Raw genomic sequence first — 1268 nt, forward strand, 5'->3', positions numbered from 1 at the left:
GGAAGAAGATAGCTGATAAGACAGCACAAGAGCATGCAAATGCATGAGAGAGGATTCGCTGATGGCAAAGGATGGCGCTGCGACGAAGCCAGTGTCGTTATGGAGGGGCACGGATTACGGCCAATGGTTAGTGGCGGGCACATGCACATCGCTGTCAAACAGCATCCAGGACTTCAGCCTGCCGATCATCGCGCTGTCGATCACTGAATCGCCGGCTCTGGCCACACTTATTGATTCTGCCATCGGGTTCGTTCGTGGCGCGCTGGAGCTACCGGGCGGTCTGCTCCAGGACAGCGTGGATCGGCGTAGGCTCATGACAATCTTCGGCGCCACGGGGTTCGTTATCTTCCTGACCGCTGCTGCATGTGCGCACGTGGGCGTACTGGGATACGCGGCGCTGGTCGTTGTCGCTGTGCTGTTGGGCATCCGCGGAGGCCTGCTTGGGGGCACCTCCAACACGATGCTCAGGGGTATTGTCCCCGACGAGTTGCTACCCAAGGCGATGAGTCTCAATTCCGGGCGTGACGCGGCGACCGACTTGGCCGGCGCTCCCATCGGCGGCGCTCATGAGCTCGGCGGTGTCGGTCGGGGTGCTGGTCGGATCTCTGATTGCCTCCCTCGTCGTGCAGCGTGTACCAGGCGGCATCGTGGTGGTGGCCTTCTACCTGCTCATGGCCGTGGGATCGCTGGGCGCGGCGTTTGCCAGTCAAACTGTTGTGCGTATGGCGTTTCTGTTCGCGTCCTTACTTGTCTTCCCGGCAGGCAACGCTGTGGTCGGCGGCTTCCAGACGCTGCTGGTTAACAAGGAGAATCTGGGGAAGGTCGCTGCCGGCATGGGCGTCATTGGTATGGCCGTCGGCCCTGTGGTCAGCGCACTGGCCGGACTCGGTAGTGAACGGCTCGGTTACACGGCGACTTCGTTCATTCTCACTGCTTCGATTGCAGTGCTGGCGTTGCCGGCATTAACGTTAAAGGGATTGATTACGCTGCCCAGACCTGACCAGTGGCAACAGCACATCAAACGTTGTGGCTTGACCACGTTTTGAATTCACGCTTCGTATTCTCGCTCATCGGCGTATGAAATCAAACGAGGTGACGACATCTCCTAAACCTGGAGGATTCGGGAGGTGGCTATCTATGGATATTTCAGGACGTAGCATGGCAGGACTGCAGATTTGTATCCAAGGCGAGTACTGCATCGCAGGGTCAAAGACAGTGTGACATCGAGCCTGAACTTGACCGGTTTGACAGTAATGATTGAGCTCAGC

General features: G+C 58.3%; 2 protein-coding genes and 1 pseudogene. All 3 read left to right on the forward strand.

All coding sequences use genetic code 11. The features are described 5' to 3' along the window. The first annotated feature begins 39 nt into the window (after positions 1–39). The 3 genes and pseudogenes from AB5Z52_RS17150 (at position 40) to AB5Z52_RS17160 (ending at position 1046) form a co-directional block, all read left to right on the forward strand. Entirely contained in the window at positions 40–207 is a 168-nt protein-coding gene (locus tag AB5Z52_RS17150) for a hypothetical protein (protein ID WP_368267153.1), read from the forward strand. Continuing rightward, a pseudogene (locus AB5Z52_RS17155) lies at positions 131–502 on the forward strand (MFS transporter); the annotation flags it as partial. The gene AB5Z52_RS17150 and the pseudogene AB5Z52_RS17155, both read left to right, overlap by 77 nt. 64 nt (positions 503–566) lie before the next feature. Further along, positions 567–1046, forward strand: coding sequence for a hypothetical protein (locus AB5Z52_RS17160; protein ID WP_368267154.1), 480 nt, complete (start codon positions 567–569; stop codon positions 1044–1046). Positions 1047–1268: the final 222 nt, after the last annotated feature.

Origin of the sequence: Enterococcus sp. RTP21361st1_A6_RTP21361_211029, assembly GCF_040910045.1 — a bacterium.
Taxonomy (GTDB): domain Bacteria; phylum Bacillota; class Bacilli; order Lactobacillales; family Enterococcaceae; genus Enterococcus_D; species Enterococcus_D gallinarum.

Coding starts and splice junctions, on each gene's coding strand:
- AB5Z52_RS17150 (WP_368267153.1), top strand. CDS start 40: ATGCATGAGAGAGGATTCGCTGATGGCAAAGGATGGCGCTGCGACGAA.
- AB5Z52_RS17160 (WP_368267154.1), top strand. CDS start 567: ATGAGCTCGGCGGTGTCGGTCGGGGTGCTGGTCGGATCTCTGATTGCC.